Here is a 20,253-nt window from a genome sequence, read left to right as displayed (position 1 = left end):
GTTTTAGCTTGGGCAAAAGACAATTAGTCCTCGTAAAACCCTCAATTATCTTTCTTATTTTGCCACGATCAGCTTGATTGTTTTATAATCTCTGCCGGTATATATTCTCTGTAAGTAAACTCCATCAGAAAGTGCAGATGCATTTATCTCTGCTTTTCCTGCTCTCATTTCCGCCTTCGATACAAGCCTTCCAATAGCATCAACAATATAAATCTCTGTTGATAGTGGAAGATTACATTCAACGATAAAGTTCCCCTTAGTTGGATTTGGATATACACCAATTACGGTTTCTACTTCGGTTTCTTTGACATGCGTAAAGATTATGTCGTTTACCAACAGCGAGTCCGAGGCGCCTGTACATCCATTAGAATCAACGCGTTGAACGGTATAATAACCGTTTTGTAATATTTCCAAAGTAGAGTCGGTTGCGCCAGATAATAAGGTATCGTTAATATACCACTGGTGGGAACCAGTCCCTGACGAAAATAGCGTATCACCAACCCTGGTTATCATCGGTTTATCTGGCACATTAATAAGTAAATGCAAATAGTTGACGCTGTCGCAACCGAATTGTGTTTGCATAAAGTGATTGTAATCTCCCGGAGTAGAGAGTTGCATACCGAAGTAATCATACGAGGAACCGGAACAAATGGAAACCGTGTCAAACGTTTTGTAGGAAGAATTTACTGTTAAGGTCAATTCTGTAAACGAGTAACATCCTTGAGGAGAAATGATCGTGTCATAATATACTCCTGGCAATGTCAGAGACCGGTTATTGAATAAATAGGTGCTGTCCTGACAGATAGATGCTGAAATAGCATTAATGCCTCCAGGCGCAACCGTCAGAACCAAAGTAGCAAGTGAGTCGCATCCATTGCTGCCTGTCAGCGTATCTACATAGGTTCCTGCGGTGCTATAATCTATTCCATTGAAAGCGTATGAATTTCCAAAGCAGATGTTCGCATCCGTAATGGAATTACTTATAGGAAGCAGCGCGGTCACAATAGTATGCGTTGAATCACAGCCATACTGGCTTGTGAAGTGAAGGATAACTACACCCGTATCCGCAGGGTTGCAGGAGCTTAGCAGTTCGCTCGTCTCTATGGATGGAACTAAGGTTGTAGTGATAGTATGCGTAGAATCACAGCCATAGGTATTGGTGAGATGTAGTTCTACTACTCCTGTGTCTGCCGGATTGCAGGAGGTTAGAAATTCCGTAGTTGCACTGCTTGGCAGTAGCGTAGTAGTCACTGTATGCGTTGAATCACATCCATAGGTATTGATGAGATGTAGTTCTACTACTCCTGTGTCCGCCGGATTGCAGGAGGTCAGGAATTCCGCAGTCGCACTGCTTGGCAGTAGCGTAGTGGTCACCGTATGCGTTGAATCACAGCCATACTGACTTGTGAAGTGAAGGATAATTACACCCGTATCCGCAGGGTTGCAGGAGCTTAGCAGCTCGCTGGTCTCTATGGATGGCAGTAAGGTTGTAGTGATGGTATGGATCGAATCACAGCCATAGGTATTGGTGAGATGTAGTTCTACTACTCCTGTGTCTGCCGGATTGCAGGAAGTCAGGAATTCTGTAGTTGCACTGCTTGGCAGTAGTGTAGTGGTTACCGTATGCGTTGAATCACAACCATACTGGCTTGTGAAGTGAAGGATAACTACCCCTGTATCCGCAGGATTGCAGGAGCTTAGCAGTTCGCTCGTCTCTATGGATGGAACTAAGGTTGTAGTGATAGTATGCGTTGAATCACAGCCATACTGGTTTGTGAAGTGAAGGATAACTACCCCCGTATCCGCAGGGTTGCAGGAAGTCAGGAATTCTGCAGTTGCACTGCTTGGCAGTAGCGTAGTAGTCACTGTATGCGTTGAATCACATCCATAGGTATTGATGAGATGTAGTTCTACTACTCCTGTGTCCGCCGGATTGCAGGAGGTCAGGAATTCCGCAGTCGCACTGCTTGGCAGTAGCGTAGTAGTTACCGTATGCGTTGAATCACATCCATACTGACTTGTGAAGTGAAGGATAACTACACCTGTATCCGAAGGGTTGCAGGAACTCAGTAGTTCGCTCGTCTCTGATGATGGCAGTAAGGTCGTAGTAATGGTATGGATCGAATCACAGCCATAGGTATTGGTGAGATGTAGTTCCACCACCCTGTGTCTGTCGGATTGCAGGAAGTCAGGAATTCTGTAGTTGCACTGCTTGGCAGTAGTGTAGTGGTTACCGTATGCGTTGAATCACAACCATACTGGCTTGTGAAGTGAAGGATAACTACACCTGTGTCCGCCGGATTGCAGGAAGTCAGGAATTCTGTAGTTGAACTGATTGGCAATATTGTAGTCGTAACCGTATGCATTGAATCGCAACCGTACTGGTTTGTGAAGTGAAGAACCACCACACCGGTATCAGCCGGATTGCAGGAACTTAATAGTTCACTGGTTTCTGAGGATAGAAGTAAACTTGTCGTAATCGTATGTGTTGAATCACAGCCATAGATATTAGTGAGATGTAGTTCTAACACTCCCGTATCTGCCGGGTTACAGGAAGTCAAAAACTCTGTAGTAATTGAGGGAGCAGCAATGTAGGTTGTGTTTGCCGCAATAGTCACCGGTGAAGAGAAATCTACCTGTTGCCATCCGCTTGCTGTTTCATCGGCAAAAACCGCACTGACCAGTTGAGTACCCGAAGAAGACCACAAAGTGCCAGTATGCGTTCCAGTATTTGTCGCACGCTTATAAAATCTTATGCCTGAAATTTGTCCCGAAATATTTGATCGAAACTTTACGCCTAATTCTATATCCGACGGATCTGGCCCTCCCGGCTCACCACCTATAGTACCGCTATCCCAAATACTTATTGGGCCTAAACCGGCAGCAGGTAAAAACCCCGAATTAAAAGGAACGCCGCTGTTTACATTATTGTAAGGCGTGCCGTTTATAACGAGTGTATATGGACCAGTTCCACTCGTTTCCGTGTATGTCAATAAAATCGAATCGCCTTCACAAATATTTTCCGGTGCCAATAAAACTCCCAAAGGCAATGGATGAACAACTACTGAAGTTGAACTCAATGGAGAATCTGAAGCGGTACAGCCATTTGTGTCAACCACTGAGGTCAAATTATAAGTAAAGGTTTGTGGAGTGGCATAAGTTTCTTCAAAAAGAACATCCACCCAATAGTTAGCGTTATTACCTCCATCCGGGAAACCACCACCATATTTATAGACCCCATTCGGTCCATCTACGCCTCCCGCCAGCAAAGCCGTAAGAGGAGGATTGGCTACCCCGCTTCCTGAGAAGAATCCCGGACTAATGGCAAAGTATCCATCCTGGGAAAAATAAGAGGCGATATAAGTCGTGTCTGCCTGAATGGCTACGGGATTAGAAAAATGAACTTCCTGCCAGCCACTTGCAGTTTCAATTGTAAATGTGTCAGACGCCAGTTTGGCCCCACTTGTATTCCACAAAGAGCCAACGTGAATCCCTGTATTTGTTTCCCCTTTATAGAATCGAACTCCCCGAATAAAACCACTGACAGAAGAATTAAATTTCACACCAACTTCTATAGGCACATTGTCCGTCACACTCGAATTTGACGGCGTTCCAGTACTACCCCATATACTTTGTTCTATAGGCCCAAACGAAGCAAAAGTCTGACCGGATTGAATACCCATGTAGCCAATTCCGTTTACCACTATATCGTAAGGCTGGTTACTGCCTCCTGAAGATAATTGAATATGGATACTATCCCCCTGACAAGCATTGGCATTCAAAGCTGAAATAGTCGCTGAAGGAATAGAATTCACTAAAAGGATTGCTGAATCAGAAATCGCAATTCCGTAAGCATTTATCCAAACAGCATGGAATAATTTTCCGTTGTCGGATGGCGCTGCTTCAAATTGCAATGTATCCGAAATAGCATTGGTAATATCGTTCCAGTTATCTCCGTTATCGGTACTTTCCTGCCACTGAACCGTTGGCGAAGGATTACCACCTGCATCAGAAACAAACACTACGATAGTTCCTTCACATGCCGTTACTGAAGACGGGGAACTCATTATTTCTGGCGCTACATTACTATTATCAGAACAGGTTATTTCAAAGTCTTTGAAAACAGGCGTAACCTGATTATTAGATGTAGTTAAGTCTACTTTATATTGAGCATATCTGGAAACTCCGCCAACACTATCTCCCGAAACAGCAATTAAAGAGTATGCCGTCCAACTTCCATCAGGAATTGCAACCTCTCCTGTTCTAACATACACCGAAAGAGAAGTGCCCACAGGCATATCTGTTGTCCATGAGGCATCACCCCAATTTTTGGCCGCTCCTCCATCATAAACTCTTGATTCAAAAGTCCCCGATGTTGAGTAAGGAGCTATTCGTAGCCAGTCAACGGAAAGTTCAACCCCACCAGCCGGATAATCACTTATCTGAACAATCATATTAGAGCTAACTGTTTGTGTAATGGATGGTGTCGGAACCAAAACCTCATCAACGTAAAACTCAAAATCATCGCTTCCACTATTCCATTTTATCTTGTATCTATGAGGAGCGTCAAGCAGACTTCCTCCAAGCACTGAGGTTTGCCCCGCAGAAGTTCTGACATATACGTTATTATCACCTGCTCCTCCTCTGCCGATTACTATCCACGGGTCATTAAATGCTGCATCACCCGTAAAACCTATATTTTGAAAATTGCCCACTGTATAAGTAGCAATGAACTCCAGCGACGCTCCTGGTCCAAAAGAAGTATTAGTATATACGTGAGTTCCACTAACTGCAACGCGTCCACTATTATATGAAGTAGTTGCCCCACCTTGTCCATCCCAAACTTCTTCACCCCATCCTGATGGAACAACAGCTCCGGAAAACTCCGCACCTAACGAGGGGTTAAGTATTACTTCTCCATCATTAGTTAAGGAAACATAAGTATTGCCCCCTGTATTACCTGAACTGAAATCCGAAAAAGCATTATCGGTAAAGCAAGCTACAAATGGCAATGGTGTATCAAAACTGCGTGCCGAAAAAGGCTCTGTTGAAGAATTACCAGATAAATCCTCAGAAGAAACGTCGAAATAATAAGTAGTTCCCGGGATCAATCCGTTAATGGTGACACTATGAATCGTAACCGCCGAAGCATCACTTTCACTCTGATTCAAAGGATTTGACACGGTATCATAATTTACTTTTGAATCGGATGGTTCATCTGTGGTCCATGTGATTGTTACTGAAATGCCGTCTGAAGAAGGCGTTACTACTATATTGGTAATTACTGGAGGACTTACATCGCCAACTCCATCCTCACATTCAATTGAAATACTTTTTAAAACAGGAGTAACCGAGTTATTGCCAGTGGAAAGATCCGTCCGATACTGAATATATCTTGAAGCGCCCCCTACATTAGACCCTGAAGAAGGAATTTGAATGAATGAAGTCCATGAGCCATCAGGAACAGATGTATTTCCTTTTCTAGCATAAACAGATATACCTGTACCTAAGGGAACATCAGCGTCCCAGGTAGCAGCATCCCATTCCTTCATCGAGCCTCCGTCGAATACATTCGAGGTAAAACTTCCTGATAAAGTGTACGGAGTAATTCTTATCCAATCAACAGTTAGCGCATCACCTCCCGATGGGTAATCACTTATCTGCACATTCATATTAGAACCTACGGCTTCAGTTATGGAAGGAGTAGATACCAAACTTCCATCTACATAGAACTCAAAATTATTACTGCCGCTGTTCCATTTAATTTTATAGATGTGTGGCGTGCCAAGCAAGTTGCCTCCCAAATCTGCGGTTTGATTGGTAAATGTTCTTGCATAAATATTCCCATCACCTGCCCCTCCTCTGCCTATAACAATCCAAGGGTTGTTGAATCCCGCATCTGCTGTGAATCCGACATTCTGAAAATTACCCGCGCTAAAAGTTGCTTTAAACTCAACCGAAGTCCCGGGGCCAAAAACAGCATTTGTATAAATGTGAGTGCCGTTCACCGTAACTTGTCCACCACTATATGAGGTGCTTGCTCCAGGTTGCCCGTCCCAAATATCTTCACTCCAACCCGATGGAATACTGCCACCAGAAAATTCTTCTTGCAATGTCGGCTTAAGAATTACTTCTCCATCATTATTTAATACAACAACTGTATTCGCATCCGTCATTCCAAGATTGAAATCTTCGTCTGTTTGATCCACAACGCAAGGGCCAAAAGGCATCGAAAAAGCGATAGAGTCTGAAGGCATCGGGCTCGTGCTGCTATTGTCCGCAGCATCTGCGGAAGTAACCCTAAAATTATAGGTAACTCCCTGAGATAAGCCACTAAGCACTACGCTATGGCTGCTTACCATAGATGCATTCTGTGTGATTAAGGCAAGAGCGTCAGGCGTCGCTGCATAATGAACTGATGAATTCGAGATTTCATCAGTTGTCCATGTAATTGTTGCTGTCCCATCGCTGTGCGGCGATGCCACAATATTGCTGATTACCGGACCCGTAGTATCTACACTATAATCGGCCATATAAGTTCCGGCTCCTTTGGTAGCATCGAAAAATGCGTAAGAGATTCCTTTAATGGTTTCTACATTATAGCTCAGAGGACTGCCGTTATACGAAATAGAATTTAAGGTTCCATTTGCACAGGCCGTGGGTAACATAGCCTGCATGTTTCTTGAACCTGTAGCAGCAGTAATAGAAAAACTTAATTGCTGATTATTCCAAGCAATACCATTGAAAGCCGAACTGTTTCTTCCATCCAACCAATCCAGCATCTGTTTTGCTGATACAACAGGAATACCTCTTGCTTTTGCAGAGGCAACAATAGCATTAGCGCTTGGATGATTAGGGTTGTCAAAGTGCATATTTGCGGTAAACACCCCATAATAACCTTCAGTGCCAATTGCTTTATCCAATAAAGCATTGATGAATGTAGGATATGATTGCCCCGATTCGTCAGTCATTTGAGTTGTGGCTTGGTAACAATCAATGATCGTTCCGTCCAATTTGGCAAAGCGCATTGGCATTCCCGAACCGGTAAACATACCGGGACGATCGTTGACCCAAGCCGGTGGCCAGTAGTAATAATTCACATCCAGACGGATTCCGTTTGCTGCTTGCACTTCAGGAGTCATGCTCCATCCGCTCCAAGCTATGCAATGGTTTCTATTGGTCGCCGGAAGGGGAACTCCCGGGAAGGCATTTTGAAAATCATCAAATTGATTCGTGATAAAATTCTGGAATTGCGACTCATTAAAATTAGCACAACCCGTATTGATGTGCAAAGCCACCTCGAATCCGAGGTTGTTGTATTGAGTTGCCTGCGCACTTGTAAAATTAGACCCGACAAACAGGTAACCGGTAGAGCGGATGCACTCCCAATCTTCTAACGAGCAACCTGAAGGGCTTTCTGCTATATTAATATCAAAACGAGGCTGCATCCCACTATCTCCGTGGTCATCACCGGTCATCACTACCGCAGCTTTTAGTCCTTTAGGCAGGAACCATGTTCTTGGTAAAGGTTTTCTATGTAGGTTTCCCTGCACTATAATATTGGAAAGCAAATGTTGCTGTTCGTCAGCCTGTGGAATAGCTATCTTATTAAAGTCAATCCAATCGGGAAAGAACTGGTCGTCAGAACGAATAGGATTGATTTCACCATCTCTCTTTTGATCCGCCCATTCAGGATTCCCCTGACGGGTATATACCACAGATTTGGCGAGGTCGTAGGTAAATGCAACTGCAATACCTCCGTTGCTTCCAACACTTTTTGTGGTAACTGCAGGATAAGTAGTCGCTGTCGAGGCATCTGAGTAGAGTGTTGCCAAAGACGTTGCGCCATTCAAAGCATATTGGTCGGCTACTCCGTGATACTGAATCGTTTGATTTACAATTCCTACACCAGGGCCACTATTATTCACTAAAAGATATTTATCAGACAAGGTTCCACCCGCAGGGGTAATGCCCATCAAAGGCGCCAACTGAGCATCTGGTCTGAAGGCGATTAAAGTTCCTCCTGCATTTACCCAATTCGTCAGCATTGTTACGTCGGATGCACTCAGAGGGATTTCACCCAGAACGACTACATCATAATCATTCAAAACAGAAGCAGAAACAAGCGAAATATCCATCGCTGTGAATGCATTCCATCCTTCCGCACGAAGAATTTCCACTGGGTAACGGCTGAATGGGTTTGATGCAGCACTGATTACCAGAACAGGGCCGCCGGTTCCTTCATTGGGTGGTGGAGGTGGCGGAGTACGTGTGGTGAATGACCAGGAATAATTAGCAGCCAAAGGATTTCCTGCAAGATCCCTAATAGTAGGTTCGATAATCCCCCCCTTTAAAGTTGCAGTATATACTGAAGTATAATCTAGGTTAGCTGATGGCGTTAAGGTAACTGTTCTGCTTCCGGTATTATAGCTAACCGTTGCTAGAACTACTACATTAGAAGAATCCCTCAGCTCAAAGGTAGAGGCATTAATTGTACCGGTATCAATAGCCTCTGTAAAAACGGCTTTAACCGTTGTATTAATCTGAACACCGGTGGCTCCGTTAGAAGGAGAAGTGGATGCTACTCCCGGACTTGTAACATCTGGTCCTACATAAGTATTGAAAACCACATCTACCCAATAGTTACTCGTTTTGTAATTATCATCAGGGTAAGCGGATATAGCAGAGTATTTGTAAACACCATTATGCCCGGCTTCTCCATCTGCCAAAGCCTTTAAAGGGCCATTGAAAACAGGTTGAGTAAAATATGGATTGGTATAAGGATAATCTCCCGAGCTGCTATGAAAAGAAGCCACATAAGTTATTCCCGAATCAATAGCTATAGGAGCTCCTAATAATACTTCCTGCCATCCCGAAGATGACTCACCAGTGAAGGTCGCTTCAGCCAGCATATCACCTGAAGTATTCCATAGATGCCCGATATGTGTGCCGGTAGTTCCTGCACCTTTATAGAATCTTATCCCCGTTATATACCCATTCTGACTTGACTTGAATTTAACTCCCAACTCAATGGCTTGCCCATCATTCCCATTGGCAACAACCGGAGCATCGGTTGGTTGAAAAATAGTACACGGACAAACAACCGGAACCTGGTCGCCCACTGTATCTATAATTGCATTCGCCGAAGGCGCATTTCCTTCCGTTTCTATATTTCCTGAATCATCAAAAGCACGGCTTTTAATAGTAACGGTTCCTTGAACAGTAGGAACCCAAAAATAATTCCAGTTAGTAGTACCCTCGGCCATCTGCCAAGTTGCTCCCCCGTCCACGGACACTTCTACCCCGGCTACTGCTCCTCCAATATCCGAAGCAGTTCCACTAATGTTTACAGCAGTTCCCTGCGGCAACAAAGCACCATTCAAAGGAGTAGTAATGATTGAAGTAGGAGCGGTAAAATCAGTAGATGCTGATGCCGATACTAAATCGCTTTGCAAAGTCTCAGGCTGCACCCCCATATCGCCTAATATATTAACCGTAGCCTGCTGCATCCGGATGTCAGCCGGTTCGTTACCACGGGCGTGTATACTATCAAGCCCCCATGACCATTGAATAGTTCCAGCGCCAAAAACTAATGCACCGCTACTATGTCGGTACACAGATAATTTATGTGTTCTACCTCCCACTGCTGTGCTGGACATGGTAATTCTTCCAGCCGGATAGCTGGCTTCATATTGCTCCCAATCCCATTCGTAGCCAAGAGTTCCATAAGGAAGTGTTGCAGTTTGTCCATCAGCAAGGGAAGCAATCGAAGTATTCCTCCAAAAGCGCATATTTCTATACGTGTAAGGTACTTCAATAGAGCCGGTAGATCCATCCCAGCTCATCTCCCCACTTATAGAATTTTCAGGATTGCAGCCATCTGCTGCCACAAACGAGCATCCATCACGCCACAAACCTGTCCACACATCTAACAATGGATCGCATTTGCCCCCGCAAATATTCTCACCCAGTGTACCTTCTTTATAGCATACTATGGTTTGATTATTATCCTCCCAACGTGTTTTCCAATAAACTTCATTGCCGCTGAAAAAAGCCAAATGCACCCCGGCATCTCTGGCATCTTCAAACTTTTTTCTTTCCGGTGCCGACCAGTATTCATCATGGCCTACGGACAACATTACCTTGTGTTTAGCTGGTGTAATAAGTGAAGAATCTCTTCCCATATCCCAATCGGTGGAATAGCTGATATTGTATCCATTCTTTTCTAAAAAACGAATCATCGGATATTCCGCATTAAAAAACCAATCTTCATCTGGCCCACCGCCGCCGCCGCCGTTGGCGGTATAGAAAGGACGCTGATAACTTATTTTGGTAGCATGGTTAAAGCCCGGAACACTGATACCAGCTACATACAAACTGTTCCCTCCGTAATTATTATACGCTTGCCATGTGGCATCGCCCGTTTTAAAAAGCAAATTTGAATTCCCCACATCATCACGCACGATAAACGTAATATGGCTGGCTCCGCTATTATCCAAGCGTGTCAATTTAGCCATATAAACTCCTGAAACTGCATTCGATGGTACCTTCCAATAACCAGATTCTTGCCAGTTGCTACAATCCGTTTTACCGGTCACTGCATCATACAAATCTGTTGGCTGCGATTGTGGCAAAGCACAAGTCACCAAGCCTGTTCCTATCAAGCGGGCGCCATTCCCCTGATAATAACCTATTCTGTAAACATTAATAGTATATGCCGAGGCATCAGTCTTGATTTTGAAATGAACCGTATCGCCCTTGTTAACGCTGATGGTAGTGGCAAACCCCTGAATAGATAAAGCTCCGGCTCCTGTTATCTGCCATTCTGAAGGTGGATTTCCCGTCTGACTATTTTCTATTACAATCGCATTCTGGCTATAACCCATCATAGCGCAGCTACTAAATAATAGGGCCATCAAAAAGAACCGTTTCGCTAAGTGGCTTTTGCAATAAATCTGTGTAAATAAGTCCATGATCTATATTGTTATTTGAGATGATTGATTAAAGCTCATTTGTTCAGAGTCTTTGCCATATTAAAATGCCCGTGAAAGGAATCCTTTTCAGAGGCAGTTTAATTTGACCATGGATAATATAAAGTCAGTAAGAAAAAAAGTCAAGAGGCAAATAGAATTTGTCCTGCTTTTAACTAAAGGAATTAATCCTGCTTTTGCCTACATTATAAAAAGGAAATTAACTATTGCTTTAACCCATTTGCATACGCAAATAATGTTGATTTGGTTAACGGATTAGATCTTATTTCGAAGAGGATACAACCGCCTACTTACAAGGTGAACGCACACAATCTCTAATAGTTGGGTAACACAAAAAAATACCAACGAGCTTGATTAATTCTAAAAATGTCAACAAATAGAGTATGCCCAAAAACAACTTTTCAACTGTTAAAGTCGAAGAACATTGCTATCAATATCCAGTAAAGTGACCCGACAGGACGCAAGTATACGGATTATTCATTTAACGTTAATTATTCGGATTCTTCTTTTTAGATTATTAGAAACTATAGCATTTCTACACTAGGGGGAAAAGGAAAACTCTGCTGAGAAGGAAGAAATTAATATGCTTAGTATTGTCGGAATTTACCGATATATCATGTCCATTTATAATATGGATAGATCATTGAGAGTAAAAAAGAAGCAACTTAAACTCTGCGTAAGTTTCAAATTAAATTCTCACTTACCTGCGTATATGTGATTTCCCTTTTATTCTTATGCGCTTTTCACAGATAGTCCTGGGAACGGTTTCCCAATTCATAAAATTTATGAATTTTAAACCTCATTTGGTCAATAAATAAGATGATGAGTATCTAAATTACAAATTCTGAGCATCCACCATTTTTAATTTCCATCCTAAATCCTATATTTGCGCTCCCAAATTCAAAACAAATACTATGAAAAAGGATATTCATCCAGCTAATTATCGCACAGTGGTTTTCAAAGATATCTCTCTGGACAAATCATGGATAGGTAAAAGCACAGCCAATTCACGCGAAAACATTAAGTGGGAAGACGGAAACGAATACCCACTTATCAAACTCGAAATTTCTAATGAAAGTCATCCTTTCTTTACGGGGAAAATGAAATTTGTAGATACGGCAGGTCGTATTGATAAGTTTAAGAAGAAATATACAAAGAAGTCTGCGGCAAAAGATACGCCTACAGAAGACAATTCTTAGGAGTAAGCTAATTGAAATATTTATCTGAATGCCTTTCACGGTTCCGTGAGAGGCATTTTTTTATGTTTGAAGGCTAATTATATTATGGTCACTAGAAAAAAGGTATCAGTAGTAATCTTAGCCTGGAACGGTCGCCTCTTTTTAGAGAAGTTTCTTCCAAGTGTTATAAAATACAGCGCTTCTGAAACTATCGAAGTAGTGGTTGCCGACAATGCCTCTACAGATGATTCGGTGGCATTTGTTCAAGAAAATTATCCTCAGGTTAGACTGATAAAAAATACCGTAAACGAAGGCTTTGCTTCCGGATACAATAAGGTATTAAAACAGATTGATGCTGAATACTTTATCTTACTAAATCAGGATGTAGAGGTGACAGAAGGATGGATCGAAAAAGTCTTAAAATCAATGGAGGAGGAAAAAGATGTGGTGGCAGCACAACCTAAAATCCGCGCATATCATGAGAAGGATTCATTTGAATATGCCGGAGCCTGTGGTGGATATTTAGATCGTTTTGGATACGCTTTTTGTCGGGGCAGGATTTTCGATAGTATAGAAAAGGACTTAGAACAATATAATACCATAACGGAAATATTCTGGGCAACCGGAGCCTGCCTGTTTGTTAAGTCAAAAACCTATTTTAAATTGGGGGGGTTAGATGATGATTTCTTTGCCCATCAAGAGGAGATTGACTTATGTTGGAGAATTAGAAATACTGGCGGCAAGGTGATCTGTGTTCCTTCTTCAGTAGTATATCACGTAGGGGGCGGCAGTTTACCACAAGGAAATCCACGAAAGACTTACTTGAATTTCAGAAATAGTTTAATGATGATGTTTAAAAACCTACCCCTGAGCGAAATGTTATGGAAGGTTTTTATTGTCCGGTTATCAATGGATGGCATTGCAGCTATCCATTCGGTTTGGAAGCTAAAGAGTCTTTCAGATTTAATGGCAATTCTTAAAGCACATTTTGCTTTTTACATTTCAATTCCTGCTTTAGTTGCCAAAAGGCGGGCAGTTCAAAATAAATCCTCGGACGGACTTTGGCAGAGAAGTATTGTTTGGCAATATTATGCATTAAGAAAAAGAAAATTCAGCGACTTAAGTAATGGGATACATAATGAGTTTCTAAAAAATACCGATTGTAAAATATAGTTCTGAATAATTCGTCTTAGCTATCAAGGCTGCCGCCTGAGGAAGCATTAAAAATTGGTGAGGATGGGTTGCGAGATTCGTCTTTATCGTTTGTCATCAAACATGGGGTGAATGGTTGATATTGTTGAATCGGGCGAGTAGCCGTTTTTTATATTTCAATTTGTAATGTGGATTTAGTGTGCAGTGCTTATTGAGTTGCTATAGAGTCCTACAGTTAAAAAGTCCCGCCGCCTCCACCCCCACCAAAACTTCCTCCACCAAAGTCATGTCCTGAGTCAGTATTTCGAGCAGGCTTTACTGCAAAACTCTGAATAACTGCAAGGGCTTCCATATCCAACAAAGTATCAGTGTGTTGTAAACGATCGGATTCAAAAGTAAGCCCAGTTGGTTTTCCCTTCAGCGCTCGCATAGATAGCAGCGCAAAGGTGAGCAGCAAAAGACCTCCGCCAATCAAAGCCACCTCAACCGGAATGATTTGATAATAGTGGCGAACAGTGAAAATGGAAAACCCCAAAGAAGCAAAGCCCGCCCATAGCATTTGGCGGTTCTGTTGCTTCAGCGAAAAGAAGATATATCCGACTGGTATCAGGAAAGTGAAGGTATAGAAAAGAAAAGCGAAAGGAATATCGCCCCCCGATAGAATAGCAGAGCCAAGAAGCAATATAGTGCCTTCGCGGACAATCAGGTAATTACCCGCTAAATAGAACAGTATCATGCTAAAAACGGAAAGAGCCAACAAGCTTTTTCGGTAGTATAGATTGTTTTTGCGTTTCAAAAAGATATGCATGTAATACATTCCTGCCGCTAAAACCATTAATACAAATGGCAAGAGCAATTTGCCTGAATCGCCTACCACTATTAGCCGTTCCGCCACGAAGCCCGTAATCGAAAGACAAGCGAGCAAAGCCGATAAGGAATCTACGTAGCGAATACAGCAAACGACACCAACAATTGCAAACGTGAGCAAGGCTGGAAAAATAATTTCCTGGTCCATGCCCTGATAGAATATAAAACCACCTAGTGAAAGTTGACTGCAAAGAAGAAAAGCATCATCGGCACCGTTGCCAAAATATTTACGGTTACCGATCAGCAGTTCGGTAATAATAAAACCGAAGGCGGTAAATAGCAAGAGGTTTAATGACCAGCCTAATCGTCCGGCTTCCATGAAAAATAAAGAAAGGGTGCCGCAACAGGAGGAAAACAAAAAGCAACCGAGAATAAACAAACCGATGCGAATCAAGAGATTGCTCTGTGTATGATATGCAGGCAAACGTTCTTCCATAAAATCAAGCTGTTTTGTATTGATAAAACCTCCCCGCTTCAGCGACTCGGCTTCAGCGAGAAGAAAGGTGTTGTCTAATAATCCTCTATTGTACGCCAACATACTTGGTCCGCTTTTTAAAGTCCTTTAGCCATTTGATGAAAAATATAATAGAGGCTCCAAAGTAGAAAGGAGTGAGATATATAATCACTTCTGAAAAATTAAATTTGGTTATGAATCTAACGAGTAAAATATTCAATCCGATATATCCATACACCACAGAAAAAAATAGAAAGTTGAGGTTGGCTCTTTCATAAGCCTTCCAGATGAAAAATACAACTGCGTTGATTAGTACCAACAAATACAAATACCAGTAACCCGAAAAAAGATTACCTATACTCACAATACACAACAGATGCAGAGCAAAGATTAGATAGGTTTCATTAAAATGCTTCTTGAAGTCTATGTATTCAGCGAAATAAGTCCAGACTCCCAAGCTATAACCGAGGAGTATAGCGGCAAAACTCATAGAACCAGAGGAGAAGAAATCACCATTCAGCAAATCTGCCGGACTGATAGAGAACCCAACGAAAGCAATAAGCCCAGTAATAGCTAAAGATAAAATACCCTTGTGGTCGAAATAGTATGCGCAGAAAAAATAGAGGATTGTAGGAGCCAAAGTAGCCAAAGGATAATGATCTCCGAAAGGGTGATATTGGTATTGCAAGTAGCCGATAAAGATACCCGCCAAAATATTCGCCGCCAAAGCTGCATAATCATAAAGAGGCTTATCACTACTGACCGCCTTGGTCGAAAATCCTTTGGAATGAAGGTAGCTGTAATAAAAGCAAATGAGGGTGACCAGCAGCAAGAACAATAATATGGCAGTATGGCCAATGCTATCCAGGTTTTTATAAATCAGCATACCTGCACCGGTAGTAAAAAGTAACACCGATAGATATAGCAGCCCCCGCAGTTCATAGCGCAGAGAAAAAATATTCTTCGAACGGTAATCTTTTATTTGTTCATGTTGGGCATCCGTGATGAGTCTCTTTGACCAGAGTGATTCTACTTCTCTTTTATCAAACGCATTTCCCATCCGAACATAAATATATGATGTTTTAAGTCTGGACTGGATGAAACTCGCCTTCCCATTTAGCTATAACCACCGTAGCAAGACAGTTGCCGATGACGTTAACCGAAGTGCGCGCCATATCCATCAGTTCATCTATTCCAAGAATGATAAATACCGGTTCAATAGGGAGATCGAATGAGGCCAAGGTGCCCATCAGAATCACCAGCGATGCTCGAGGAACCCCGGCCACCCCTTTGGAAGTCAGCATAAGCGTGAATACCATGATAAGTTGAGTGCCAAAGGGAAGTTTGACACCGGCAGCCTGCGCTACAAAGACAGAAGCCAGAGAAAGATAAAGTGTAGTGCCATCTAGATTGAACGAATAACCCATCGGCATGACAAATGAAACCATCTTGCGCGGTACACCTAACTGCTCCATCGCTTTCATCGCTTTTGGAAGGGCTGACTCTGAACTGGTAGTGGCAAAAGCAATGGAGACAGGCTCAATAATAGCGTTGACGAATTGTTTGATAGGTACTTTTATAATCAGCGCGATAGGAAGCAGAACGCCTAGTAAGAAAACCGTCAGGGCAGCATAAAGTGTGAGCAACAGTTTTGCCAGATTGGCGAGAATACCAAGCCCCATGTGTCCCACCGTATAAGCAATCGCCGCTCCAACCGCCACCGGTGCAAAGTACATGATGATGTTGGTGAACTTGAACATCACTTCCGACAGGCTCTCTACAAAGTTGACCATCGGTTTGCGAAATTTCTCTTCCACCATAGCCAAGCCAAGCCCGAAGAGAATACTGAAGATGACGATTTCTAGTACGGCTCCTTCATAGATGGATTTCGCGATGTTTTCAGGAAGATATGTAAGATAGTGTCGGTGAAAGTTTGTTTCACTGCCGGAAGTTGTGCATGACCGACGTATGGAGGAAGACTTATTCCTTCACCAGCTTTTGATAGGTTGATTGCCGCCAAACCGATAAAGAGGGCCACCGTAGTGACGGCCTCAAAATAGAGCAGGCTCTTCCAGCCCATTCGCCCTACCTGTCTGATATTGCTGTGACCTGCTATGCCATAAACCAGTGTTCCAAAAATAAGCGGTGCAATGATTGCTTTAATCAGACGAAGAAATATCTGGGAAAGAATTTTGAGGTTCTGCGAAAACTCAGGAAAGTCAAGCCCTACCTCCATGCCGACGACCATACTGATAAGAATGGTTGCAGTCAGTGACTTGCGACGAATGCCGTAATAGATTAAAGGCAGAATAGCCAGCCACCGAGCAATCATCTGCACATTTTGCGAAATAGGAATCCATCCTTCTGCGGCGGCAAAACTGAAAAGTCCGGCAATCAACAAAACCAAAATAGAAAGTAGAAGAAGATGTCTGTTGTTCATGTGCAGTTTCTATTCAGAGCAAATATATTTTTTTATCCTCCCTAAGTTTTGTAAGCTCAGATCAAACTCTGCCATATACCTTCATTCTTAAAAAATGAATTTACTTTGGAGCTATAAAATCAATCTATTATGAAAAAGTTGTACTCCGTTTTCCTATTCACCTTATTGGCTGGTTTATTCGCCTCGGCTCAAACCACGATTTACAGTAATAATTTTAATAACTCTACCGGTTGGTCTTTAACCGCTGCGAATAACGGGGACACGTGGACCGTAAACAGTTCTTATAACTGTAGCGAGCCTACTCCCAACAATGGTGGCGGCAGTTATTTGCACATCTACGATGATCTCTTTGGCGACGATTGCGCTTTTGCCAACTATTATGGTCTCGGAAGTTCCGGTTCTGCCACCGCATCTATGTCCTCGGACATTAGCACTGCTGGCTACTCTGATGTTACTATTAGTTTTTCATGGCTTTGTCAGGGAAATGGCTCCATCACGCCCAGCTACGGTTCTGTATGGTACAGCACCAACAGCGGCGGTGCTTGGACACAAATCAACAGTCCGATTTCTAAATACAGTGGACAAGGAACTTGGACAACGGCCACCATCACATCGGCAGCCGTTCCGGGAATTGCCAATCAAGCGACCCTTATGCTTCGTTTTGGATGGAACAATTCCGGTTATGGCTTAAATCCTGCCTTTGCAGTGGATGATTTGCTTATTATCGGTAATGGTTCTGCTTGTTCCAATGTGGGCGGTACGGCCTCTGTCAACCCGTCAGCTGTATGTAGCGGTGGCACTTCTAATGTTTCACTAACGGGTTCTACAGGAACTATTCAATGGCAGGAATCGGCCAACGGAACCAGCGGATGGGCGAACGTAACGGGCGGAAGCGGATCCACCACTAATTCATACACTACTGGGACTTTGAGCGCCTCGACTTATTATCGCGCTGTACTATCCGAAGCTAGTTGCGCGGACAAGAACTCCTCTGTAGCCAGTGTAACTGTGAATCCACCAGTAACTCCGGCTCTCAGCATTAGTCCTTCGCCCAGCGATTCATTCTGCACCGGTGGCACGCTGACCTTTACTGCCAATCCAACAGCAGGCGGCACCTCCTCTCCTACTTTTCAGTGGAAAATCAATAATACAGATGTGGCTACTGGCAGCACTTTTTCTCCCGTATCGCTCGCCAATAACGACCTAGTGAGTTGCGTGATGACGAGTAATGATCTTTGCGCTTCGCCCACTACGGCTACGTCCAATACTATAACTGTACATGAAGCGCCCCTGCCTGCGGTTCCTGTGATTACGCAAAGCACTGATACTTTGGCAAGCAGTGCAGCGACGACTTACCAATGGTTTCGTAATAACTCGATGGTTCCGGGAGGCAATAATCAGAACTTGGCTATCACTCAAGACGGCGTATATGAAGTAGAGGTTACCGGAGCAAACGGTTGCAAAAGAAGGTCTGCTACTTTCAACGTAATTGGTACCAGTATCTCTTCCACTATAGGCGCAAAGGGTATTCACCTGTATCCGAATCCAAATCAGGGTTCATTCACCATAGAAACAGAGGATGAATTCAGTCCTACTGTCAGCATTACGGATTTGGCAGGAAGATTATTGAGCAAGAATCAAGTCATCATCAACAAGCAATCTGTTCAGTTGAACGAGGTGGCTAACGGAATTTATTTTCTGCATCTGAATCAGAAAGGGGTGAATGAAAGCCTGCGGTTTGTGGTGTTGAAATAGATTAAGCTAGAAAGTCCCGCCGAAGCGGGATTTTCAATTCAGGCTATACGAAGGGCTTGGTATCGGGAAACTTGTATTTCTCAATATGAACTGCACAGTTAATTTATTCGGCATGGAAGCCCCGTCTCTAAAAAGTCGGGGCTTTTTGTTGGATTCCGTTAAGAATTTGAACTATCCCGTGGGGCTATCGAAAAAAACTGACGGCATATCGTAGCAAATTGGTGTTATTTCGATGGATGTTGATGAGATTTCGTACGATGCTGATACGATTTTGAACAATCGTGGTGCGTTTTCGTACAGTAGTGGAGCGATTTTGAACGATGGTGGTTCAATTTTGCACAATCGTGATGTGTTTTTGATGGATCGCGAAGACTTTTTGCACAATCGCGATGCGTTTTTGATGGATCACTAAGGCTTTTGAGCAATCGTGATGCGATTTTGATGAATGGTGGAGGCTTTTTGAGCAATCGTGATGCAATTTTGATGAATGGTGGGGACTTTTCGTACCATCGTGATGATATTTTGCATCGTGATGGTGCGAAAATGTGAAAGTAGAAGGGAGATATTAAAAAGGATCAAATATTTTGGCAGGGTAGAGGCTTATAAAATACCAAAATGTGATTTGAGTCCTGCTACCAACCAACTGCTTTGGAATAAAGGCTTCAACTCGGGAGTAATTGTTGCTATCCTATATTAATGAACTCAAAGAAATAGTTCCGCTGCTTATGTTCTGACAGTAATTCCCTTTTCCAGTTGAATAGTATTTTCGGTACAACTATAAATTTGGGAGGGATATTTATCAATGATTTGATAGTTATGTGTTGCCATCAGGATGGAGGTGTTATGCTCACGGTTAATGCGGATGAGCAGCCGAACAATTTCATCGGAGGTTTCGGGATCCAGATTTCCGGTTGGTTCATCGGCCAACAATAACTGCGGGTTGTTCAGCAATGAACGAGCAATCACCAGCCGCTGTTGTTCGCCACCGGAGATGCGATGGGGCATCTTATAGCTGAGATGTGAAAGACCCACTTCACTTAGAACTTCAGCAATGCGCTCTTCCCTCTTCTTTTTTAAAGACCAACCGGTAGCACGAAGTACAAAGTCGAGATTATCAAAAACGGTTCTATCTGACAGGAGTTGAAAATCTTGAAATACAATGCCTAATTTCCTACGGAGTTTTGGCACATCGGAAGTTTTGAGTTTGCGTAAATTAAAACCACATACCGATGCCTCTCCTTCTCGCACCGGTAAATCAGCATATAATGTTTTCAAAAAACTGCTCTTGCCCGTACCCGTTCTGCCAATCAGGTAGATAAACTCTCCCTGCTTCAGTTCAATATTTATTCCTTGAAGGACTGCTTTCTTTTCCTGATAAATATTAACCCCTGAATACTCTATTACGTTTTCTTCCAT

General features: G+C 42.9%; 9 protein-coding genes and 1 pseudogene. 4 read left to right on the top strand and 6 right to left on the bottom strand.

Features of this window, described 5'->3' with window-relative positions:
* Nucleotides 1–54: 54 nt before the first annotated feature.
* A complete protein-coding gene (locus IPP77_02510; protein ID MBL0308583.1) occupies nt 55–2,160 on the bottom strand; it encodes a T9SS type A sorting domain-containing protein in 2,106 nt (701 codons plus the stop codon).
* Nucleotides 2,067–10,973: a DUF4082 domain-containing protein gene (locus tag IPP77_02505; protein MBL0308582.1), complete on the bottom strand. Its 8,907-nt coding sequence runs from the start codon at nt 10,971–10,973 to the stop codon at nt 2,067–2,069. The genes IPP77_02510 and IPP77_02505 overlap by 94 nt, the downstream gene beginning before the upstream one ends.
* 932 nt (nt 10,974–11,905) lie before the next feature.
* On the opposite strand from IPP77_02505, the gene IPP77_02500 reads away from it, so the two are divergent.
* Nucleotides 11,906–12,190: a type B 50S ribosomal protein L31 gene (locus IPP77_02500; protein MBL0308581.1), complete on the top strand. Its 285-nt coding sequence runs from the start codon at nt 11,906–11,908 to the stop codon at nt 12,188–12,190.
* Between the two features lie 84 nt (nt 12,191–12,274).
* The gene (locus IPP77_02495; GenBank protein MBL0308580.1) at nt 12,275–13,342 is read left to right on the top strand and encodes a glycosyltransferase family 2 protein; all 1,068 of its coding nucleotides are present in this window, start codon (nt 12,275–12,277) and stop codon (nt 13,340–13,342) included.
* A gap of 214 nt (nt 13,343–13,556) precedes the next feature.
* Here the strand turns inward: IPP77_02495 and IPP77_02490 are convergent, their stop codons facing one another.
* From IPP77_02490 to IPP77_02480, 3 genes and pseudogenes are all read right to left on the bottom strand, one after another.
* Entirely contained in the window at nt 13,557–14,726 is a 1,170-nt protein-coding gene (locus IPP77_02490) for a hypothetical protein (GenBank protein ID MBL0308579.1), read from the bottom strand.
* Nucleotides 14,710–15,702, bottom strand: coding sequence for a DUF2157 domain-containing protein (locus IPP77_02485; protein ID MBL0308578.1), 993 nt, complete (start codon nt 15,700–15,702; stop codon nt 14,710–14,712). Before IPP77_02485 ends, IPP77_02490 begins: the two co-directional genes overlap by 17 nt.
* Nucleotides 15,703–15,724: 22 nt before the next feature.
* Nucleotides 15,725–17,082: pseudogene (locus IPP77_02480) on the bottom strand (cation:dicarboxylase symporter family transporter).
* A 129-nt stretch (nt 17,083–17,211) separates the two neighbouring features.
* Between IPP77_02480 and IPP77_02475 the strand changes: the two are divergent.
* Nucleotides 17,212–18,837, top strand: a complete 1,626-nt coding sequence (locus tag IPP77_02475; GenBank protein ID MBL0308577.1) for a T9SS type A sorting domain-containing protein — start codon at nt 17,212–17,214, stop codon at nt 18,835–18,837.
* 232 nt (nt 18,838–19,069) lie between these two features.
* On the top strand, nt 19,070–19,249 hold the full coding sequence (locus IPP77_02470) for a hypothetical protein (GenBank protein MBL0308576.1): 180 nt from the start codon (nt 19,070–19,072) through the stop codon (nt 19,247–19,249).
* 311 nt (nt 19,250–19,560) lie between these two features.
* On the opposite strand, the gene IPP77_02465 is transcribed toward IPP77_02470, so the two are convergent.
* Nucleotides 19,561–20,253, bottom strand: a complete 693-nt coding sequence (locus IPP77_02465) for an ATP-binding cassette domain-containing protein (GenBank protein ID MBL0308575.1) — start codon at nt 20,251–20,253, stop codon at nt 19,561–19,563.

This window comes from Bacteroidota bacterium, assembly GCA_016722375.1.
In the GTDB taxonomy this organism is placed as follows: domain Bacteria; phylum Bacteroidota; class Bacteroidia; order Chitinophagales; family LD1; genus Bog-950.
This window is presented reverse-complemented; position numbering and strand designations above follow the sequence as displayed.